This is a genomic window from Clostridioides sp. ES-W-0018-02, assembly GCF_020658175.1.
Taxonomy (GTDB): domain Bacteria; phylum Bacillota; class Clostridia; order Peptostreptococcales; family Peptostreptococcaceae; genus Clostridioides.
The window spans coordinates 1,318,321-1,337,370 of record NZ_JACVVY010000001.1; the positions used below are offsets into that span (position 1 = coordinate 1,318,321).

Sequence of the window (19,050 nt, forward strand, 5' to 3'; positions counted from 1 at the left end):
TATATAATACCACATTTTTTTTAAATAACAAATCCTCCGTTTGGGCTAATTACCTGACCAGTAATAAAACTTGATTTATCAGATGCTAAAAAAATAGCACAATTTGCTATATCTTCTGGTGTTCCTAATCTCATTAAAGGAGTTTCCTCTACAAGAACATCTATCTCATCTTCATTATATTCAGATAACATATCTGTATTAATAACTCCTGGTGCTATGCTATTTACTCGAATATTTGATGGAGCAACTTCTTTAGCTAATGCCTTTGTCATTCCTATTATACCTGCTTTTGATACAGAATAATGTACTTCACAAGAAGCACCTGATATACCCCAAATTGAAGATATATTAATTATGTTTCCTTTTTTTTCTGATATCATGTATTTTAAAGCAATTTGTGAACAATAAAAACTTCCTTTCAAGTTAATATTCATCATATTATCCCAATCTTCATCAGTTATATCTGTAAATAACTTATCTTGGCTTATACCAGCATTATTTATAAGTAAATCTAATCCTCCAAACTCCTTTATACAATAATCTATCATATTTTCGACTTCTTCTCTATTTGAAATATTAGCTTTAAATAATTTTACAGAAAAACCCTTTTCGTTTAATACAGTATATAATTCTTTAGCCTCATTTTCTGATTTATTAAAGTTTATTAATACATTATACCCATCTTTTGCAAATATTTTAGATATTGCTCTTCCAATTCCTCTAGAGCCTCCTGTTACCAAAACTGTTTTATTGTTTTTATTCATAAATATTTATCCCCCTTATAATTAATCTAATATTTTATACAAAACAAACTGCCCCTTTAAAGAAAATAATTTCTATAAAAGGACAGCTTTTTATTTTTAGCTACTATTTATTCTGATTTACCAATATTTCCACCAGTTCCTGCTGGAGTTTCTCCAGTATTTCCTGAGTTTGAACCTCCTGAGTTATCTCCACTATTTCCTGAGTTTGAGTCTCCTGAATTATCTCCATTATTTCCGGAGTTTCCTCCACTATTTCCTGAATTATCTCCACTATTTCCAGAGTTTCCTCCACTATTTCCTGAATTTCCTCCGTTAGTTCCTGAGTTTGAACCTCCTGAACTTCCTCCACTATTTCCTGAGTTTGAACCTCCTGAGCTTCCTCCACTATTTCCTGAGTTTGAACCAGGTGTTGTTGTATCATTCTCATCTGGTGTTGTTGGAGTCTTATTTGGTGTTGTTGGTGTTGGCGTATTTGATTTCTCTGAGCCTTTGCTAACATATAGGTCTATTTCATCACCTTCTTGAACACTTGATGAACCAGAACTAGGGCTCTGACTTAAAACTGTACCTTCTTTATATACTGAACTATACTCATACTTGACAGTTCCAACTTTCAATTTATTTTCCTCTATAATTTTTTTTGCATTAGTTAAAGTAATACCTACTACATTGGGAACTGAAGCTTCGTTTGCACCTTTACTTACAACGACATTTATGGTGTCACCTTTTTTAATATTTGTACTTCCACCTTCAGGTGTCTGCGATATTATACAATTTTTATCTACCTCACTGCTATACTCTTCACTTTTTACACTTAAGGACAATCCTTCTTTTTCAACCGCACTCTGTGCTTCCTCTAATGTCATATTCACAAGATTAGGAACAGTTAAATCTTTACTACCAAATCCTCCAGCAAATAAAAATTTATATGCTAAGAATACTTGTGCACATAAGATTACTATCAAAACTGCCGCGACTACTTTTAGTCTTTTTCTAGCTTTAGGACTTTCTTGTTTTTTCTTCTTTTTCTTAGCCCTCTTACTTTGAGTATTCTTAGGTTTTTGATTCTTTTTAGCTCTCATTATCTCTTCCTCATCTTCATCGTCTTCATCTTCTTCTTCATAAAAATCATCATAATAATCTTCATCTTCATCTAAATCAGCAACTTCTATAGGTTTAACTACTTTTTCCGGAACTGGCTTTGCAAGTACTGGATTTACAGCTTTATTAATCTCTTTTTCATCAATTTTCTTCGTTGCAAAATCATCGTATTCCTTTATAAAATCTAAGTCAATATTTTTTTCTATATAATCTATATCTTCTATTAACTCTTCAGCAGTTTGGTATCTATCTGCACTAGATTTTTCTGTAAGCTTTTTTATTGTAGTTCTTACACTTTGAGGAATCCTAACTTTTTCTTCTGATGTAAAATCTATATCATCATTGATATGTTGAAGTGCTATAGAAATTGGGCTATCTCCTCTAAATGGTACTTTTCCTATCAGCATTTCATATAAAACTATTCCTAAAGAATACAAATCTGCATTATTAGTTACAAACTTTCCTTTAGCTTGCTCTGGTGAAAAATAGTGTACTGAGCCTATTATACTACCAATATTAGTCATAGTTGAATTTGAGACAGCTTTGGCTATACCAAAATCAGCTACTTTTACTACTCTTCCTTCATTGGATATGAGAATATTATGAGGTTTTATATCTCTATGTATAATCCCCTTTTTATGTGCAGCACTAAGTGCCATAGCTATTTGTTTTGTTATATCCAGTGCGGTATATTCGTCTAATATCCCTTCATCCTGTATAATTTCCTTCAAATTTTTTCCATCTACAAATTCCATTACAATGTAGTGAACTTTTCCATCTTCCCCAACATCATATACATTTACTATATTTGGATGTGAAAGGCTTGCTACTGCTTCTGCTTCTCTTTTAAATTTTGTTAAAAATTCATCGTCATCTACAAATTCAGGTCTGAGTACTTTAAGTGCAACAGTCCTGTTTAATAATCTGTCTTTAGCCTCATATACAAAGGCCATTCCTCCATCACCAATCTTCCTGATGATTTCATATCGATTTCCTAAAATTGTATCTCCCACAATATCACCGTCCTAATTATACTTTTATTACTATCACCGAAACATTATCTTTACCAGAAACATCATTGGCCATGCTTATCAATTCATCACTTATATCACTAATTCTCTCATATTCGTAATCTAATATTAAACTTCTTATATCTTCGTCATAAATAAACCCAGTTAATCCATCTGTTGCAAGAAGTATTATATCACTTTTTTTGATTTCCTTCTTAAAAATATCTACAACAACCATATCATCTGTTCCAATTGCTCTAGTTATTCTATTTCTCTGTGGATGTCTTCTCGCTTCTTCTTCTGTAATAACATGAGCCATCATAAGTTCTTCAACCACAGAATGGTCTATAGTTATTTTATCAAATTTTTCATCTGTTAACAAATAACATCTGCTATCTCCAACATTTGCCACATATAAGACATTATTATACACTATAGCTGTAACTAATGTAGTTCCCATTCCTTCAAATGCTATATCTTCCATAGATTTCTTGTGCACAATTGAGTTTACATTATTATAAGCCTGTTTTAGTATATCATCTATATAGTCTATTTTTACATTATCATGCTGTAATAAGTTTTCTTTTAGAAAATCAATTATATTTTCTACTGCTAACTTACTGGCGACTTCCCCCTTTTTATGTCCACCCATTCCATCAGCTATGGCAAATATTCCTATTGTACCATGTTCTGTATCTATAACTTCTCCCTCACAATAGTCTTCATTGTTTTTTCTTACTTTTCCTATATGGGAGGCACAACTATAAACCATACGACTTCCTCCTTACATATTACTTGTATTTTCTTCTCAATTGGCCACAAGCTCCACTAATATCAGAACCCATAGACATTCTAACTGTAGCAGGTATATTATTTTTCTCTAAACTATCTCTAAACTTATAAATAAATGCCTTGTCTGGCTTTTCATATTCTCTTTCTTCAACCTTATTTATTGGTATTAAATTTACATGGCATAGCATACCTTTTAAAAGCTTTGCTAATGCCTTTGCTTCATTTTCTGAGTCATTTACACCCTTTATAAGAGAGTATTCAAATGTAACTCTTCTATTTGTCTTTTTTATATAATATCTACAGGCATCTAGTATTTCTTTAATAGAATATGCATTTGCTACAGGCATAATCTTTCTTCTTTCTTCATCATATGGTGAATGAAGTGATAAAGCCAAATTTATAGCTATTTTCAAATCAGCCAACTCGTACATTTTAGGCACTATCCCACAAGTTGAAAGAGTTATATGTCTATACCCTATATTAAGACCATTTTTTTCATTAATTATTTTTAAAAATTGTTTTGTATTTTCAAAATTGTCAAGTGGCTCACCACTTCCCATTAAAACAAGATTTGATACTCTTTTTCCAGTATCTTCTTGAATTTTAATAACTTGGTCTAAAATCTCCCATGGTTCTAAGTTTCTAATCAATCCATCCATTGTAGATGCACAGAAGTTACATCCCATTCTACAACCTACTTGATTAGAAACACAAACAGTGACCCTACTGTCATAATCCATCATCACAGTTTCTATTATATTTCCATCATCTAATAAAAACAAATATTTTTTTGTGCCATCTACCTTAGATTCTAACTTTAATTCTATATCTATATGACCTATACATGAAACTTCTTCTAATTTATTTCTCAAACTTTTTGGTATATTATTCATGTCATCAAAAGTTTTTGCACCTTTGTATATCCAAGAAAATATTTGGCTCCCTCTAAAAGGTTTTTCATCTATAGTTTTCATAAATTCCTTGAGTTCATCTTCAGTAAAGTTTTTTAATACTATTTTTTTATCTTCCATTCTATTCACTACCTTATTCTCTTTAATTTTGCTATAAAAAACCCATCTATACCATGAATATTAGGATATATTTTTAAATATCCTTTATCTTGATTGTCTAAATCTACGTTTATTGTGTCAATTGGAATCAATTCAAAATTATTATATTCTTCAATAAAAGAAGTAATTATATTTATGTTTTCCATATCTTGAACTGTACATGTACTATAGACTAAAGTTCCTCCAATTTTAACATACTTTGATGCATTTTCTAATATTTTCTTTTGTATAGAAGTAATATCTTCCAACTCTTCTTCTTTCTTATATTTAATTTCTGGTTTACGTCTTATTATACCAAGACCAGAACAAGGAACATCTGCTAAAACATAATCAAATTTATTTATGCTATTTTCATCAATTTCAGAAGCATCAAATCCTTCTACACATACATTTTTTAGACCAAGTCTATTTACAGTAGCTTTTATAAGCTTTAGTTTATGCTCAAAAATATCTCTAGCTATTACTTGACCTGTATTATTCATTAAAGTGGCTAAGTGAGTAGATTTTCCACCAGGAGCACTACATACATCCAAAATCAATGAATCTTCCTTTGGATTAATTACTTTCCCTACTATCATAGAACTTATATCTTGAATTGTAAATAAACCAGCCTTAAATAACTCATTATTTTCTATATTTTTTAATTTTTCGACTTTTATAGCTTCTTCCACCATAGGGACTTTCAAACACATAATACCCTTTTCATTTAATTTTTCAATAAGCTCTTCTCTGCTAATTTTAAGTGTATTTGTTCTTATATAAATACTAGGTTTTTCATTGTTTGCTTCTAATAAATCTTCAGTAAATTCTTGTCCAAAATTTTCTATCCAATTTTTTATAATCCAAGAGTTATAAGAATACTTTATAGATAAGTATTTTACACTATCTTCCTCAGCTATGTCCATTATAGTATCTTTATTTCTTATTTCATTTCTAAGAATAGCATTTATAAAACCAGAAGATTTTTTATCATATTTTTTAGATAACTTAACAGTTTCATTAACTGCTGCATAATCTGATATACTATTTAAAAATAAAATTTGATATGTTCCCATTCTTAAAAAGATTTTAACATAAGTTGACATTTTTTTTACTTTTATTTTTGAAAGTTTATTAATTATATAATCTAAGTAATATTTATTTTCTACTACTCCATAGATTAACTCTGTTGCAAGTCCTCTATCCATATCGCTTATTTCTAAGTTTTTAAAATGCTTATTTATTGCAATATTTGAATAGTTATTATTTTTCTCTATATCACATAATACTTTAAATCCAATTTCTCTTGCATCCATATAAATTTCTCCCTTTTATTAAACATAAAAAAGGGTTGTTTCTAAACAACCCACTTTATTTTTAGTCATCTCTTCTTTGAGCTATTAGTAACAATCTAAGTAATTGAAGTATTGAAACTAGTGCTGCTGCAACATATGTTAAAGCTGCTGCTGAAAGCACTTTTCTACTTTGTCTTACCTCACCCTCATCTATAATACCTAGATTTCCAAGTTGAACAATTGCTCTACTAGAAGCATTAAATTCTACAGGCAATGTTATTATTTGGAATAGTACTGAAGCTGAAAACAATAGTATCCCAATTTTTAGAAATGGCCCAGCCATAATAAATCCTATAAATATTAAAAACCAAGAAATACTTGAAGCAAAGTTTACTACTGGCACCAAACTACTTCTTATTTGAAGAGGTGCATAACCTTTAGCATGTTGCATTGCATGACCACATTCATGTGCAGCTACTGCAACAGAAGTTATTGATGTTCCATAATATACATCTTCTGATAATCTTACAGTTTTTCTTCTTGGGTCATAGTGGTCACTTAAATGACCTCTAACCATTTCTATCCTTACATCATACAAACCATTTGAATCAAGTACTCTTCTTGCTGTCTGTTCTCCAGTATATCCTCTACGTGTATTTACTCTTAAATACTTATTTGTTGTTGAGCTCACTTTAAATTGAGCATATACAGTGAATAATATAGCTGGAATTAATATAATCATCGTTGGGTCAAATCCCCAAAAGCCGCCATATACAGGGTACATAAATAACACTCTCCTAAAATATATTTTTATTATACATCCTCTTTAATATTCACATAACTTAAAAACAGTTTAATTACAAGCTAATATCTCTTTTCCTGTTAAAAAGCTTATAGCTTTTTCAATATCTACTATGTCTACATTAGTATTTATACAAGGTCCATTAGGTCTTTTATTAAATACTCCTAAAACAGGAATTTTTTTTATATCTTGTATTCCAGATGTTAAATCTCTCTCACATGCAACAGCTATAACAGCTTTAGGTTTATTGTCAATTATAATTTTTCTAGCTAGAGTCCCTCCTGTAGCTACAAATACTTTTACTTTAACACTTTTATTTAGCTCAGCTAATTCTCCTATATTGCATTTTCCACATTTTTTACAATTATCTATATCATTAGTAACTTTTAGTTTGCAACTATTCTCTTGAATACAATGAGGTATTAAAATTATTATATCCTCTGGATTAAAATTATATTTATTACTGTATATATATTCATTATTTAATTTTATATATATTCTTCTAATTTCACTTTTTGACATACCAAATGATGATGCAATAAAAGATATAATGGGAAATAATACACTAACAATTTTAAAATTTATTTTCATTATATTTGAGTTAACATTTTTTCCTTTAATTACTCTATACGTAACTATTGTTGAGCATAGTATTATAAGTATTAGTGATATTACTACAGCATTTATTCCTAAGGAAAATATTTGAGTCAAACTAATTATAAAAAAGTTTGCAACCCCCATTAAAATCCCTAATATTAAGACTAAGATACCAACACTTGTTAAATACTTTTTTATATCTGTCATACTTTTCACCTAACTCAATACTACACCAATTTCTATAGTATTTCCTTTTATATATTCTCCAACTAGCATTCTCTTTTTATTTGGCATCTGAATTTCTTCAATTAAAAGTACCTTATCTTTAGTACTTACTTTTATGCCATCTTTATTTACCTCAATTATTGTACCTGCTTCTTTGTTACTTTCTTCCTCTAATACTTTAGTTTTCCAGATTTTCATCGTTACACCATTATAAGTAGTATAAGCACTTGGCCATGGATTTACACCTCTAACTAGATTGTGTATTTCCTTAGCATTTTTTGAAAAGTCTATATTACCTAGTGATTTATTCATTATTGGTGCATAAGAAAATTCCTCATGATTTTGTACTTCTCTTGGAGCAGTTCCTGCTTCTATCAACTTTAATGTTTCTTTTAAAGTTTCTGCTCCTATATTCATCATTTTATCATGAAGTTCTCCTGCTGTTATATTTTCATCAAGATTTACTTCTGTCTTTAATATCATATCTCCAGTGTCTAACCCTTCATCCATATACATAGTTGTAACACCAGTTTTTTCTTCGCCATTGATTATTACCCAATTTATAGGCGCCGCACCTCTATATTTTGGAAGTAAAGAAACATGGACATTTATACATCCAAACTTAGGAATTTCTAATATTTCTTTTGGAAGTATTTGCCCAAAAGCTACAACTACCATTACATCTGGCTTTAAAGATTTCATTGTATCTATAAAATCTTTGTCTCTAGCTTTAATTGGTTGATATACAGGTATATTATTTTCAATTGCAAGTTCTTTTACTGGACTCATGCCAAGTTTTTTACCTCTTCCTTTTGGTTTATCTGGCTGAGTTACAACTCCTAGTATTTCATACTTTTCATCTATTATTTTTTGTAAACAAGGAACTGCTATATCAGGAGTTCCCATAAATACTATTTTCATCAAATCAACCCCTACTATTTTTCTATTTTATCAACAAACAGTATTCCCTCTAGATGGTCTATTTCATGACAAAACGCTCTAGCTAAAAGTTCTTCCCCTTCTAGCTCTATTGTTTCTCCATTTCTATTTAAAGCTCTAACTTTTACATAGTTTGGTCTTTTAACCTCTCCAGATTCTCCAACAACACTTAAACAACCTTCATCATCTATTTGTTCTCCAGATGTTTCTATTATTTCTGGGTTTATAAGTTCTATAAGTTCTTCTCCAATATCAATTACTACAACTCTTTTTAAAATTCCAACTTGAGGTGCAGCTAGTCCAACACCATCTGCATCATACATAGTTTCTGCCATATCGTCTAACAATTGTATTATTTTTGCATCAATTTTTTCAACTTTTTTTGATTTCTTTCTTAGTACTGGTTCTCCTATTTGAACTATTTGTCTTAAAGCCATTACACTTCCTCCTAAATTTATAATACACTATTTGGATTAATATCTATAGATACATTAATATTCTTATTAAATATCAAATCTCGTTTTGTTATACATATATATTTTATTATACCCTTTAAGAGATTAATTTCAATATTTTCATCTTTAAAGAGTATTTGCCATCTATAATTTTGATTTATTTTTGATATTGAGCATGGATTGGGTCCTAATATAAACCCTAAGTCGTTTATACCCCTTTTTTCTAATAAATAAATCAAAGATGCATGCATATTTTTTATATTTTTTATAACTAATCTTTCATCTTCACCACTAACAACTACGCTTAACATGTTATTAAAAGGAGAATATCCAAATGCCTTTCTTATCTTTATCTCATCTTCATAAAAACCTTCATAATTATACTCTATGGCATGCTTAATAGCATAATGCTCAGTATCATATGTTTGAAGTACTACTTTACCTTCTTTGTCTGCTCTTCCTGCCCTTCCAGAAACTTGAGTTATCAACTGAAAGGTTGTTTCAAAACTTTTAAAATCAGGAAAATTTAGTATCATGTCTGCTGACAAAATGCCTACTAAAGTTACATTATCAAAATCCAATCCTTTACTTAACATCTGCGTTCCTATCAATACATCTGCTTCTTTATCTTTGAACTTATTTAGTATTTCCTCTAATGAACCCTTTTTTGATGTTGTATCTTTATCCATTCTCAAAGTTTTTATATTTGGAAAAATACATTTTAACTCTTCCTCAATTTTTTGAGTTCCTACTCCAAATGGCTTAACATAATTACTTCCACATTCTGGGCATTCTTTTGGAATTTCTCTTTCATATCCACAATAATGGCATCTTCCAATATTACTTTTTTTATGATATGTCAAAGATATATCGCAATTTTCACATTGAAACACATAGCCACACTTTCTACATGATACAAAATTTGCATAACCTCTTCTATTTAAAAATAGTATTACCTGACTATTTTCTTCAATCGCACAACTTATTTCTCTTTGAAGTTTTAAACTAAATATACTTCTATTACCTATATCTAATTCATCTTTCATATCTACAACTTCAATATTTGGAAGTGGTTTATTGTTTGCTCTATTTTTTATATTTATAAGTTTATATTCACCAGTTTTTGCTCTATAATACTCTTCAATTGAAGGTGTCGCTGAACCTAAAATAAGAGTTAGATTATTTTTTAATGCCATAAATCTAGCTACTTCTATAGCGTTAAACTTAGGATTTTTTTCAGACTTATATGATGACTCATGAAATTCATCAATTATTATCAATCCTAAAGAATTAAAAGGAGCAAATAGTGCTGACCTAGCACCAATTAAAACTCTTATCTTGCCAGCTTTAACAGCTTTATAAACGTCGTGTTTTTCTCCTTCAGATAGTTTACTGTGAAACACTCCAACTAAATCGCCAAACCTACTCTTTAATCTATCTATCGTTTGGGGAGTTAATGCTATCTCAGGAACCAAAAATATACTATCTAAACCTTGGCTTAATGCAAATTCTATTATTTCCATATAAACTTCAGTCTTTCCACTTCCAGTTATACCATGAATTAAATATGGCTTTTTATCATCTATAAACATACTTGAATTTATCTCATCAACCGCTTGTTGTTGCTCATTGTTTAATTTTATACTTTTTGATATAGATTTGTAAATACTTTTTGGCTCTCTATAATAATCTTTAAATTCTAAAGTTATTAACTCTTTCTTACTCAAAGAGTTTATACTCTGCTTTGAAGCATTTAATAAATCCAATAAATCATTTATCTCTACATTTTCATTATTTTTAAGAAAATTTAATATCTCTTTTTGCTTGCTTCCTATGCTTATTTTATTTTGTTCTATATAATCATCAATTTTATCATTTTCTAAACCCAAAGATACATAGCATACTTTCTTCTCATTTTTATGATTTTTGTATTCCCAACATAATTTTATAATTCCATTTTTATTCATTGTATATAGATAATTATTTAGATTCGCTATATATTTTAACTTATCAGCCTTAATTTTTCCTTTACTAGCAACTACTTTTTCTACTATCTCTCTATTTTTATCACTCAGCTTTGATATCTTTTCATATAATTCAGTCTCACTTAATCCATTTAGCTTTTCACCTAGTAAAACTACTTTGTAATTATTTAGTTTATATCCTTTTGGATATATCAAATTTATACACTCTATATAAGTACACAAATATCTATTTTTCATCCAGTAAACCAACTCTAAATCTTCTTCTCTAAATATTGGATTTTCATCTAATATCTCTATGATTTCTTTAGTCTTTATTTTTTCATCTAAATTATCTGTAAGTTGAAATACAAAGGCTTCTGTTGGTTTATTACCTCTTCCAAATGGCACTAATATTCTATGCCCAACACTTATAACTTCCTCTAAAAATACAGGAATTTGATATGTAAATAAATTATCTGTGTATATAGTATTGCTTCTAACTATTACCTTTGCATATTTTTTCATTGTAAAACCCCTACTTAAAATTAATCTACTGCTCATATTTTAACACATTTTATAATATATCAAAAAAATCTCAGCATATCTAAAAAGTTTCAAGTTATTACTAATATTAGATATATCTTAATAATTAACTATTAATCATATTTTATACTTTATGGCAAAATAAATGCTGAAAACCACAATTTAACTGACATTTGCGAGTTTTTACTCGCTAAAAGTAAATTGTAGCTTTCAGCCACTTTAGCTGTGATAAAATACACAAATATCATATTTAAAAAAGTTCTTATTTCTCAAGTAACACTTTAATCTTATTTAATATAACATTAGCTACTTCTTCCTTTTTCATTTTAGGGTACTCAGTAATATTTCCTTCTGTATCTATTATTTTTACAATATTAGTATCAGTTCTAAAACCAGCTCCCTCTTTAGTTAAATCATTTGCCACAATAAAATCTAAATTTTTCTTTTCAATTTTTCCTTTGGCATGTTCTATTAAGTCATTAGTTTCAGCAGCAAATCCAACTAATATCCTATCTTCCTTTATTTTTCCTATTTCATAAGCAATGTCATAATTCCTACTTAATTCTATTGATAAATCATCATTATTCTTTTTAATCTTTTTGTCAGAATAAGTTTTTGGCTTATAATCTGCAACTGCTGCACTTTGAATTACTATTTTATTTTCGTTTAAATTTGATACTACTGCCTCATACAAATCTTGTGCTGATTCTATTTGTACAAATTTTTTAAGGTTTTGTGGAATAGAGAGATTTGTAGGACCTGATATTAATGTTACATCAGCACCTCTAGATATAGCCTCTTTAGCTATAGAATATCCCATTTTACCAGAAGACCTATTAGTTAAATATCTTACTGGGTCTATACTTTCTACAGTTGGTCCAGCTGTAACTATTATACTTTGACCTTTTAAATCTTGCTCTTTCGTAAGATTAGCTAAAACTGACTCTACTATTACATCTGGTTTAGCTAGTTTTCCTGCTCCAATATCTCCACATGCAAGTCTTCCACTTTCTGGTTCTATAAATTTATATCCAAATTCCTCTAAAGTTTTTATATTTTTTTGGACAATTGGATTTTCATACATATTAGTATTCATAGCTGGTGCTATTAAAACTTGTGCTTTTGTTGCCATAACAGTAGTTGTTAGCATATCATCAGCTATACCATTTGCAATTTTTCCTATAACATTTGCACTTGCTGGTACTATTAGAAACAAATCTGCCTTTTTTGCTAATGATATATGTTCAACTTCCCAAGATTTTGGTTCTTCAAACATATCTTCTACTACATAATTTTGACTTAGTGATTGAAGTGTAAGTGGTCTAACAAATTCTGTTGCTGATTTTGTCATTATAACATGGATATTTGCATTTAATTTTTTTAATTTACTTACAACATCACAAGCCTTGTATGCAGCTATTCCGCCGCTTATGCCAATTACAACAGTCTTATTTTTTAGCATGACCTTACTCCTCTTCTGAAATTTGTTGATGTTGCTCAGCGTAGTGTCTAGCTTCTTCTATCTCTATTTCTTCTTCTGTCAATAATCTATATGTTATTTTTCCACTTGCAACTTCCTTAGTAGCTACACATACAGGTTTTTCCTTAGCTTTGTTTGGAACATATGGTTCGTCTCCATCAATTAACTTTCTTGCTCTCTTTGAAACAGTCCCTACTAAGTAATATCTGTTGTCTATTTTTTCTAGTACCTCATTGATAGATGGTTTTAACATAATTATAATTCCTCCTTAAATTTCTCTATTATAATATTTTTATATCTGCTAACTTTATTCTTTTCAGATGATATTATACCTTCTATTTCTTTAGCAGATGTTTTCACATCTTCATTAAATATAAAATAATCATAATCCTTAATCATTTTTATTTCTTCATATGCACAACTAAATCTCTTTTCTATTTCTTCTTCTGTCTCTGTACCTCTTCCAACAATTCTATTTTTTAACTCTTCAAGTGATGGAGGTAATACAAATATAAATACTCCTTCTGGACAAACCTCTTTTATTTGTTTTGCTCCTTGCATTTCAATTTCTAGTAGCACATCCTGTCCTTTTTCTAAACATTCCATTATTGCTGCTTTTGGAGTTCCATAAAAATTATCATAAATTTGAGCATACTCCAAAAACTCACCTTTTCCTATCATATCTTCAAACTTTTCTTTACTTATGAAGAAATAATTTACTCCATCAACTTCTCCTGCTCTTGGTTTTCTTGTAGTAGCTGATACAGAAAGTTTTATTGTATCATTCTCTCTAAGTAATTCTTTGCAAATAGTACCTTTTCCTGCACCTGATGGACCTGATACAACTAGCAATAATCCTTTTTTTGTAAACATTTAAATATTCCCCTTCTAATATTGTATTCTTACTCTATGTTTTGTATTTGTTCTCTTATTTTTTCTAACTCACTTTTCACTTCTACTACTAAATTAGTTATATTTATATCAGATGATTTTGAACCTATTGTATTAGTTTCTCTGTTCATCTCCTGTATTAAGAAATCAATTTTTCTACCTATAGAATCGTCTTTAAATATAGTTTTTTTAAGCTGACCAATATGACTTTTAAACCTAACTATCTCTTCTGTTATACTACTTTTATCTGCATATATTGCAACTTCTTGTGCTAACCTATTTTCATCTATTATACTTGGGTCTTCTAGCATTTCACTTATTCTTGAATTTAGTTTTTCTCTATAGTCTTCTACAACACTACTTGAATATTTTTCAATTTCTTCTATATGATTTTTTAATAAGTCACATCTCATGGTAATATCTTCAGCTAGTTTTTTACCTTCTTCACTTCTCATTTCTCTTAGTTTTATCATTGCATCTTCTACAGCTTGATTTAACATCGACCATAATAAATCTTCATCTTCATCTTTTTCTTCTATTTTTATAATATCAGGAAATCTTGCAACATTCATAACACTAATATCATCTATAATATCAAATTTGTCTTTTATTTCCTTTAAGATATCTATATATTGAGATGCTAATCCTTCATCAAAATTTAAGTTTACATCTTCTTTGCCTAATAAGTCAAATTTTATGTATAAATCAACTCTTCCTCTTTTTACATAGTTTTTTACTAAATTTCTAACTTTATCCTCTAAAAATGAAATTTTTCTTGGAAGACGTATATTTATATCTGAATATTTATGATTTATTGTTTTACATTCTACTAAAAAATAATAGTTGTCGTCTTTGTATTCTCCTCTTCCAAAACCAGTCATACTTATAGCCATTACCTAAACCTCCAAAACACCTTCACATATTTTTACTGCTGGACCTGTCATATAAGAAAACTCTCCTATATCTATTCGTACTGTTCCACCTTGAGAAGTCACATTTACACTATTTTCTACCATATCAAGTAAATTACATACTATTGCTGATGCAGTCATACCTGTTCCACATCCTAAAGTATATCCACAACCTCTTTCCCAAGTATAGACATGTATATTATACTTATCTTCTACTTTTACAAAATTTACATTCGTTTTTTTCGGAAATATTTTATTATTTTCAATCTCTTTTCCATATTTACAAACTTCATCTACATTTAATTCATCCACTATAACCACAGTGTGAGGAACCCCCATCAACATAGATGTAATCTTAAACTCTTTATCTAAAACTTTTATATTTTCTTGTACAAAACGTTCTTCGTCAGTTAACACAGGAACATCTTTAGCTAAAAAACTTCCTTTTCCCATATTAACTTTTATAGTATTTATTTCTCCATTTATAGTGTTTATTTTTATATTTTTTACACCATCTAGTGTATCTACTGTAAAGTTTTCTTTTTTAACTATGCCATTATCATAAACAAACTTACAAAAACATCTAAGTCCATTTCCACACATAGCTGCTCTTGAACCATCAGAATTATAATACACCATTTCTACATCTGCAATTTCTGAATTTTTTACAACTAGTAACCCATCCGCACCTACAGAAAATCTTCTATGGCATACTTTTTTTGCTAAAACAGTATAATTTGATGAATCTATTTGGTCAAATCTTCCATCTATTGCAATAAAATCATTGCCTATTCCATGTAGTTTCCAAAATTTCATAAGTATCGCTCCTTTGTAAATTAACACTTAAACTATTATAACATAAAAAAATTCCCATAAACTTATAATTTATGGGAAAAGTTTTGTAATGACAACTATAATTTGAGGATGTGAGGGAGAGTTGCCATTACAATTAGGGTAATTATATTATGTTTTTAAGCTAGTTCTTTCTATATTTATATAATAATATTTCTATATGAATTTTATGTATAGTTTATTTAAACTGTATATGAATTTTTTAAATAAAATATTTAGCATCTTCTATTTAGTTTTTTGAACATACCTAATTAGCATACACCTATTAATTCTTTAAGTGTTTTTAAAACATAATCTAAATCTTCTCTAGTAATATCTACATGAGTTACAAATCTATACTCCCCATTTTCCATTTTATTGATTTTTATATTTCTTTCAAAAAACTCTTTTATTAAAACATCTTCTCTTATTACATCTTCACTCATTTTAAAGAATACCATACTCAGGTCTGGACTAGTGTTATTTACTTCAATTCCTTCAATTTTATCCAACTCACAAGCTAAATATTTTGCATTATCATGGTCCTCATTTAATCTCAGTGTCATTTTTTCAATGGCAATTATACCAGCTGCTGCAACTATACCAACTTGTCTCATGCCTCCACCCATAACTTTTTGCTTTCTTCTAGCTTTTGCTATAAATTCTTTACTTCCAGCAAGAATAGAACCCATTGGTGCAGCTAAACCTTTTGATACACAGAACATAACACTGTCACAACATTGTGCAATTTCTTTAGCTTCTACACCTAAAGTTAATGCTGCATTGAATAATCTCGCTCCATCTAAATGCACTGGTAAATTGTGTTTTTCAGCTATTTTTTTAATTTCTTTTAAATTGTCAAGGCTTACAACAGTTCCACCTGAATATGCATTTTCTACACATATAAGACCTGTTTGTGGTTCATGTATATCATCTCTCCTAATTGCCTTCTCAACAAGCTCAGGATTAAGAGCTCCACTTTCATCTTCATCTATAGTTCTAAGTTGAACTCCAGCTATTACAGCAGGTGCTCCAACTTCATGAGTCACAATATGATACCCTTTACCAATAATGATTTCTTGACCTCTTAGGCAGTGAGTAAACAAAGCTAACTGATTTCCAAAAGTTCCACTTGGAAGGAAAATAGCATCTTCTTTTCCAACTTTAGCTGCTGCTAATTCTTCAAGTTTATTTACAGTAGGGTCATCTCTAAAGATTGAATCTCCAACAGGAGCCTTTGCCATGGCTTCTCTCATTTCATCAGTAGGCATAGTAACAGTATCACTTCTTAAATCAATAAATTTCATTTTTTCAACCTTCTTTCATATTCATATACTATACAGCTTTAATATTTATTTAGCTTTGTAAAGTTTATATACTTTTATAAGTTATTCTTTACACACTAATTATACTACATTTGTTTTATATTTAAGCAAATTTAAATTATTAATTTAAAAATATACTTCCTATTCTCTTGTGAGTATATCCTGTAAGTATAAATAATTATAAAATTTACACATTAATCCATGTTGTTTAAATTCCCCCTAGTCATAGAGCATATATTATGTGTATAATTAATTTACTGACTTATTTTGGTCAAAGAAAGGGGTGCTATACATGGCATTAGATGGATTAGTTATACATTCAATAGTAGATGAATTATCATCAAAGCTTACAGGTGGAAAAATAGATAAGATTCATCAACCTGAAGATGATGAAGTAATTTTTAATATAAGAAACAACAAAGAAAATTTTAGATTGGTTTTAAGTGCAAGTGCTTCAAATCCTAGGGTTTATTTAACAAGCAATTATAAAAAAGAAAATCCGCTAAAGGCGCCTATGTTTTGTATGTTGCTTCGAAAATATATACAAGGTGGAAATATTATAGAAATTTCTCAAATTGGTTTTGAAAGAATAATAAAAATCAGTGTTGAATCTTTAGATGAATTAAAAGAAAAGACAATCAAAAATATTATAATTGAAATTATGGGAAGACATAGTAATATAATAGTAACTCATAATGAAGATGATAAAATTATAGATTCTATAAAAAGAGTGCCTTTTAGTATAAGTAGAGTTCGTCAGGTTTTACCTGGACATAGTTACTCATTGCCACCAAAGCAAGATAAACTTAACCCTCTTGATAATATATCTAAAGATTCGTTTATTAACAATCTAAATGAATTTGATGGACCTATTTTTAAGTCTATATATTCTAAATTTTTAGGTATAAGCCCTACTATCGCCAAAGAAATTTGTTATAGAGCAGATGTAAATCAAAACGCTATTAGCAAAGATATATCTAGTCAACAGTTTGATTCTTTATACAAAGAATTTTGTAGTTTATTTAATGATATAAATTCTAATAAGTTTTCACCTTGTATTGTTATAGATAAAAAATTAGATAAAGTCGTTGATTTCAGTTGTGTCAATCTTACATTGTTTAATGATTTATCATATATCAATAAAGAAAGCATCTCTAATATACTAGAGGATTTCTACAGAACTAAAGATATTAAAGATAGAATCAATCAACGTTCATCTGACTTAAAGAAAAGCATATCTGTTAAACTGGATAGACTTTATAACAAACTTAGAAAACAAGAAGAAGAATTATTAGAGTCTGAAAATGCAGATATTTATAAAGTAAAGGGTGAACTAATTACATCTTATATATATATGGTAGAAAAAGGGATGGAAAGTGTTGATGTTGCCAACTTCTATGATGAAGAGTGTAAAAATGTAACAATAGAATTAAATAAAAATTTGACTCCATCTGAAAACGCTCAAAAATATTTTAAAAAGTATACTAAAATGAAACATGCCAAAGTTGAAATATCTCACCAAATTTCATTAAACAAAGAAGAAATAGATTACTTAGAAAACATAATTTTGAGTATTGAAAACTGTGAAAATTTGGCTGAATTACAAGATATAAAAGAAGAACTTGGTAAAGTTGGATATATCAAAGCCCAAAAGAAAAGTAGTAAAAAAGACACTATTCCTTCTACAAAACCTCATGAATTTATTTCTTCTGATGGATTTAAAATCTTGGTTGGAAAAAATAACAAACAAAATGATTATCTTACATTAAGACTTGCTGATAATGATGACTTATGGATGCATACAAAAAATATTCCAGGTTCTCATGTAATAATAAAATGTGCTGGTAAAGAAATTACTGATAATACTATATTTGAAGGAGCTATGTTAGCTGCATTCTTTAGCAAATCAAAGATTTCTTCTCAAGTACCTGTGGACTACACAAAGAAAAAAAATGTAAAGAAACCTAGTGGTTCTAAACCTGGCATGGTTATCTATGAAACTAATAGTACTATTTATGTTACTCCTGAAGAAGAAATGGTAGCTAAGCTTAAAATTAAATCCGAATAAAATATATC

The 19,050-nt window shown here is 28.9% G+C and carries 17 protein-coding genes; 1 reads left to right on the plus strand and 16 read right to left on the minus strand.

The features are described from left to right. Positions 1-20 precede the first annotated feature (20 nt). From ymfI to ltaE, 16 genes are all read right to left on the minus strand, one after another. Positions 21-764, minus strand: a complete 744-nt coding sequence (gene ymfI / locus IC219_RS05820; protein WP_227830774.1) for an elongation factor P 5-aminopentanone reductase — start codon at positions 762-764, stop codon at positions 21-23. Between the two features lie 107 nt (positions 765-871). Beyond that, a complete protein-coding gene (gene pknB / locus IC219_RS05825; protein ID WP_227830775.1) occupies positions 872-2,878 on the minus strand; it encodes a Stk1 family PASTA domain-containing Ser/Thr kinase in 2,007 nt (668 codons plus the stop codon). 16 nt (positions 2,879-2,894) lie between these two features. Then, positions 2,895-3,647 carry a Stp1/IreP family PP2C-type Ser/Thr phosphatase gene (locus tag IC219_RS05830; RefSeq protein ID WP_227830776.1) on the minus strand — a complete coding sequence of 251 codons (753 nt, stop codon included), beginning with the start codon at positions 3,645-3,647 and terminating at the stop codon, positions 2,895-2,897. A 19-nt stretch (positions 3,648-3,666) separates the two neighbouring features. Then, positions 3,667-4,698: a 23S rRNA (adenine(2503)-C(2))-methyltransferase RlmN gene (rlmN, locus tag IC219_RS05835; protein ID WP_227824205.1), complete on the minus strand. Its 1,032-nt coding sequence runs from the start codon at positions 4,696-4,698 to the stop codon at positions 3,667-3,669. Between the two features lie 8 nt (positions 4,699-4,706). Further along, positions 4,707-6,032 carry a 16S rRNA (cytosine(967)-C(5))-methyltransferase RsmB gene (gene rsmB / locus IC219_RS05840; protein ID WP_227830777.1) on the minus strand — a complete coding sequence of 442 codons (1,326 nt, stop codon included), beginning with the start codon at positions 6,030-6,032 and terminating at the stop codon, positions 4,707-4,709. Positions 6,033-6,093: 61 nt separating this feature from the next. Then, on the minus strand, positions 6,094-6,795 hold the full coding sequence (locus tag IC219_RS05845) for a zinc metallopeptidase (RefSeq protein ID WP_227830778.1): 702 nt from the start codon (positions 6,793-6,795) through the stop codon (positions 6,094-6,096). Between the two features lie 69 nt (positions 6,796-6,864). Beyond that, the gene (locus IC219_RS05850) at positions 6,865-7,617 is read right to left on the minus strand and encodes a DUF116 domain-containing protein (RefSeq protein WP_227432476.1); all 753 of its coding nucleotides are present in this window, start codon (positions 7,615-7,617) and stop codon (positions 6,865-6,867) included. A 9-nt stretch (positions 7,618-7,626) separates the two neighbouring features. Beyond that, on the minus strand, positions 7,627-8,556 hold the full coding sequence (gene fmt, locus IC219_RS05855; protein ID WP_227432475.1) for a methionyl-tRNA formyltransferase: 930 nt from the start codon (positions 8,554-8,556) through the stop codon (positions 7,627-7,629). Between the two features lie 14 nt (positions 8,557-8,570). After that, a complete protein-coding gene (def, locus tag IC219_RS05860; RefSeq protein ID WP_227432474.1) occupies positions 8,571-9,011 on the minus strand; it encodes a peptide deformylase in 441 nt (146 codons plus the stop codon). Between the two features lie 17 nt (positions 9,012-9,028). Next, positions 9,029-11,518 (minus strand): primosomal protein N', encoded by a 2,490-nt coding sequence (priA, locus tag IC219_RS05865; RefSeq protein ID WP_227830779.1) that lies wholly within the window; start codon positions 11,516-11,518, stop codon positions 9,029-9,031. 280 nt (positions 11,519-11,798) lie between these two features. Continuing rightward, complete coding sequence (coaBC, locus tag IC219_RS05870; RefSeq protein ID WP_227830780.1) at positions 11,799-12,998, minus strand: bifunctional phosphopantothenoylcysteine decarboxylase/phosphopantothenate--cysteine ligase CoaBC; 1,200 nt, start codon at positions 12,996-12,998, stop codon at positions 11,799-11,801. Positions 12,999-13,002: 4 nt separating this feature from the next. After that, entirely contained in the window at positions 13,003-13,269 is a 267-nt protein-coding gene (rpoZ, locus tag IC219_RS05875) for a DNA-directed RNA polymerase subunit omega (RefSeq protein WP_227432471.1), read from the minus strand. Positions 13,270-13,271: 2 nt separating this feature from the next. Beyond that, positions 13,272-13,889: a guanylate kinase gene (gmk, locus tag IC219_RS05880; RefSeq protein WP_227432470.1), complete on the minus strand. Its 618-nt coding sequence runs from the start codon at positions 13,887-13,889 to the stop codon at positions 13,272-13,274. 29 nt (positions 13,890-13,918) lie between these two features. Further along, on the minus strand, positions 13,919-14,800 hold the full coding sequence (locus IC219_RS05885) for a YicC/YloC family endoribonuclease (protein ID WP_227482880.1): 882 nt from the start codon (positions 14,798-14,800) through the stop codon (positions 13,919-13,921). Positions 14,801-14,803: 3 nt separating this feature from the next. Beyond that, on the minus strand, positions 14,804-15,634 hold the full coding sequence (gene dapF, locus IC219_RS05890) for a diaminopimelate epimerase (RefSeq protein WP_227482881.1): 831 nt from the start codon (positions 15,632-15,634) through the stop codon (positions 14,804-14,806). A gap of 287 nt (positions 15,635-15,921) precedes the next feature. Beyond that, complete coding sequence (gene ltaE / locus IC219_RS05895; protein WP_227830781.1) at positions 15,922-16,956, minus strand: low-specificity L-threonine aldolase; 1,035 nt, start codon at positions 16,954-16,956, stop codon at positions 15,922-15,924. 310 nt (positions 16,957-17,266) lie between these two features. Here ltaE and IC219_RS05900 point away from each other — a divergent pair, with 310 nt between their 5' ends. Further along, positions 17,267-19,042, plus strand: coding sequence for an NFACT family protein (locus tag IC219_RS05900; RefSeq protein WP_227432466.1), 1,776 nt, complete (start codon positions 17,267-17,269; stop codon positions 19,040-19,042). Positions 19,043-19,050: the final 8 nt, after the last annotated feature.

Excerpts from the sequence above, each read along its gene's own strand:
- ymfI (WP_227830774.1), bottom strand. The coding sequence starts at position 764 with ATGAATAAAAACAATAAAACAGTTTTGGTAACAGGAGGCTCTAGAGGA.
- ltaE (WP_227830781.1), bottom strand. The coding sequence starts at position 16,956 with ATGAAATTTATTGATTTAAGAAGTGATACTGTTACTATGCCTACTGAT.
- gmk (WP_227432470.1), bottom strand. The coding sequence starts at position 13,889 with ATGTTTACAAAAAAAGGATTATTGCTAGTTGTATCAGGTCCATCAGGT.
- rpoZ (WP_227432471.1), bottom strand. The coding sequence starts at position 13,269 with ATGTTAAAACCATCTATCAATGAGGTACTAGAAAAAATAGACAACAGA.
- dapF (WP_227482881.1), bottom strand. The coding sequence starts at position 15,634 with ATGAAATTTTGGAAACTACATGGAATAGGCAATGATTTTATTGCAATA.
- rlmN (WP_227824205.1), bottom strand. The coding sequence starts at position 4,698 with ATGGAAGATAAAAAAATAGTATTAAAAAACTTTACTGAAGATGAACTC.
- fmt (WP_227432475.1), bottom strand. The coding sequence starts at position 8,556 with ATGAAAATAGTATTTATGGGAACTCCTGATATAGCAGTTCCTTGTTTA.
- IC219_RS05830 (WP_227830776.1), bottom strand. The coding sequence starts at position 3,647 with ATGGTTTATAGTTGTGCCTCCCATATAGGAAAAGTAAGAAAAAACAAT.
- IC219_RS05900 (WP_227432466.1), top strand. The coding sequence starts at position 17,267 with ATGGCATTAGATGGATTAGTTATACATTCAATAGTAGATGAATTATCA.
- IC219_RS05885 (WP_227482880.1), bottom strand. The coding sequence starts at position 14,800 with ATGGCTATAAGTATGACTGGTTTTGGAAGAGGAGAATACAAAGACGAC.
- IC219_RS05845 (WP_227830778.1), bottom strand. The coding sequence starts at position 6,795 with ATGTACCCTGTATATGGCGGCTTTTGGGGATTTGACCCAACGATGATT.
- rsmB (WP_227830777.1), bottom strand. The coding sequence starts at position 6,032 with ATGGATGCAAGAGAAATTGGATTTAAAGTATTATGTGATATAGAGAAA.
- def (WP_227432474.1), bottom strand. The coding sequence starts at position 9,011 with ATGGCTTTAAGACAAATAGTTCAAATAGGAGAACCAGTACTAAGAAAG.
- priA (WP_227830779.1), bottom strand. The coding sequence starts at position 11,518 with ATGAAAAAATATGCAAAGGTAATAGTTAGAAGCAATACTATATACACA.
- coaBC (WP_227830780.1), bottom strand. The coding sequence starts at position 12,998 with ATGCTAAAAAATAAGACTGTTGTAATTGGCATAAGCGGCGGAATAGCT.
- IC219_RS05850 (WP_227432476.1), bottom strand. The coding sequence starts at position 7,617 with ATGACAGATATAAAAAAGTATTTAACAAGTGTTGGTATCTTAGTCTTA.